We start from the raw sequence: 2,350 nt of genomic DNA on the forward strand, positions 1-2,350 counted from the left end.
GCCACGCTCGCGCGCGAGCTCTCCCCTGACGAATGGCGCGTGCTGCCCGCCCCGTCGTCGCTATCGCTGGCGGCCGCACGGCTCGGCTGGGCGCTGCAGGACGTCGGCGCGGTGTCGCTCGTCGGCCGGCCACTCGCGACGCTCGTGCGCCACCTGCTGCCGGGCCGGCGCCTGTTCGTGCTGAGCGCCGACGGCCGCACGCCGGCCACGGTCGCCGCCGAACTCACGGCGCGTGGCTTCGGCCCGACCCGTATCAGCGTGTTCGAGCATCTCGGCGGGCCGCTCGAGCGGCGTCTCGACGGCCTCGCGCAAGACTGGCCCATCGCCGAAACCGCTGCGCTCAACCTGATCGCGCTCGACTGCCGGGCCGGCCCCGATGCGCCGCGCCGCGCACTCACGCCCGGCCTGCCCGACGACGCGTACCGCCACGACGGCCAGCTCACCAAGCGCGACATGCGTGCGTTGACGCTCGGGCGCCTCGCGCCCGTACCGGGCGAACTGTTGTGGGACGTCGGCGCGGGCAGCGGCTCGATCGGCATCGAATGGATGCGCGCGCATCCGTCGTGCCAGGCGATCGCGATCGAGTCGCATGCGGAGCGTCAGCGCTTCATCGAGCACAACCGCGACGCGCTCGGCGTGCCGGGGCTGCAACTCATCGCGGGGCGCGCGCCCGACGCGCTCGCGGGGCTCGCCGCGCCCGACGCGATCTTCATCGGCGGCGGCGCGAGCGCACCCGGCGTCCTCGATGCGTGCTGGTCGGCGCTGAAGCCCGGCGGCCGGCTCGTCGCGAACGCGGTCACGCTGCAGGGCGAACTGGCGCTCGCGGCCTGGCGCGACGCACACGGCGGGACGCTCACGCGCGTGTCGCTCGCGCATGCCGAGCCGCTCGGCCGCTTCGACACGTGGCGGCAGCCGTTGCCGGTCACGCTGTACGACGGGCGCAAGCCCGATCCCGCGGCAACGGAATTCACGGGCCCCGCGTGATGCGCGACGAAACCCCCGAACGACCGGCGCCGCTGCGGTTCGGCTATACGACCGGCAGTTGCGCAACCGCGACGTCGCTCGCCGCCGCGCGCCTGCTGCTCGCGGGCCACGCGGACGATGCGGTCGAGATCGTGTTGCCGAAGGGGCAGCGCGTGATGATGCGGCTCGAGTTCTGCCGGACCACCGCCGACGGCGCCGAGGCCGGCACCGTCAAGGACGCCGGCGACGATCCCGACGTCACGCACGGTGCGCTGGTGTTCGCGCGCGTCGCACTGTCCGCCGCGCCGGGCGTGCGTTTTCATGCGGGGCCGGGAGTCGGCACGGTCACGCGCGCGGGGCTCACGCTGCCGGTCGGCGAGCCGGCGATCAATCCGGTGCCGCGCCAGATGATGACCACGCATCTCGACGCGCTCGCGGCCGAATATGGTTACGCAGGCGGCTTCGACGTGACGATCGGCGTCGAGGGCGGCGAGGCGCTCGCACTGAAGACGATGAACCCGCGCCTGGGCATCGTCGGTGGATTGTCGATCCTCGGCACGACCGGCATCGTGCGGCCGTTCTCGTGCTCGGCGTACATCGCGTCGATCCACCAGGGCATCGACGTCGCACGCGCGAACGGCATCGCGCACATCGCCGCGTGCACCGGCAACACGAGCGAGGATGCGATGCGCGCGCACTACGGCCTGCCCGACATGGCGCTGATCGAAATGGGCGATTTCGCGGGCGCGGTGCTCAAGCACCTGCGCCGCGCGCCGGTCGCCCGCCTGTCGATGTGCGGCGGCTTCGGCAAGCTCAGCAAGCTCGCGGCCGGCCATCTCGACCTGCACAGCCGCCATTCGAGCATCGACCTGCCGCTGCTCGCGCAGTGGGCGGCCGAGGCCGGTGCAAGCGATGCGCTGCAGGCCGCGATGCGCGCGGCGAACACCAGCCAGGAAGCCCTGAAGCTCGCGCACGCGGACGGCGTGCCGCTCGGCGACCTCGTCTGTGCGCACGCGCTGCGGGTCGCACGCGACATCGTGCCGGCATCGGTGGCCGTCGAGATGTTCGCGATCGACCGGCAGGGCCGTTTCGTCGGACGTGCACGATGAGCGTACGCATCCTGCTCCTCGGCGGCACCGGCGACGCGCTGAAGATCGCGCGCGCGCTCGGCCCGCGACACATCTATAGCCTCGCGGGCCTCGGCAAGGTGCCCGACGACCTGCGCTGCGACGTGCGTGTCGGCGGGTTCGGCGGAGCGGCGGGGCTTGCCGCCTACTTGCGCAGCGCCGGCATCGGTCTCGTGATCGACGCGACGCATCCGTATGCCGCGCAAATCAGCGCGAACGCGGTCGCCGCCGCGCGCGACGCGGGCGTGCCGCTGTGGGCG

Annotated in this window: 3 protein-coding genes; all 3 read left to right on the plus strand. The window is 73.1% G+C overall.

Annotated features, from left to right (window positions below):
* Positions 1–984: precorrin-6Y C5,15-methyltransferase (decarboxylating) subunit CbiT (gene cbiT / locus F3J14_RS34565; RefSeq protein WP_166726711.1), on the plus strand; the 984-nt coding region annotated here is incomplete at its 5' end.
* Positions 984–2,072, plus strand: coding sequence for a cobalt-precorrin-5B (C(1))-methyltransferase (locus F3J14_RS34570; RefSeq protein WP_166726712.1), 1,089 nt, complete (start codon positions 984–986; stop codon positions 2,070–2,072). The genes cbiT and F3J14_RS34570, both read left to right, overlap by 1 nt.
* The coding region (locus F3J14_RS34575; RefSeq protein WP_211080432.1) for a precorrin-6A/cobalt-precorrin-6A reductase at positions 2,069–2,350 on the plus strand (282 nt) is incomplete at its 3' end. The genes F3J14_RS34570 and F3J14_RS34575, both read left to right, overlap by 4 nt.

The organism is Burkholderia sp. Tr-862, from assembly GCF_011753085.1.
In the GTDB taxonomy this organism is placed as follows: domain Bacteria; phylum Pseudomonadota; class Gammaproteobacteria; order Burkholderiales; family Burkholderiaceae; genus Burkholderia; species Burkholderia ambifaria.

Excerpts from the sequence above, each read along its gene's own strand:
- F3J14_RS34570 (WP_166726712.1), top strand. The coding sequence starts at position 984 with ATGCGCGACGAAACCCCCGAACGACCGGCGCCGCTGCGGTTCGGCTAT.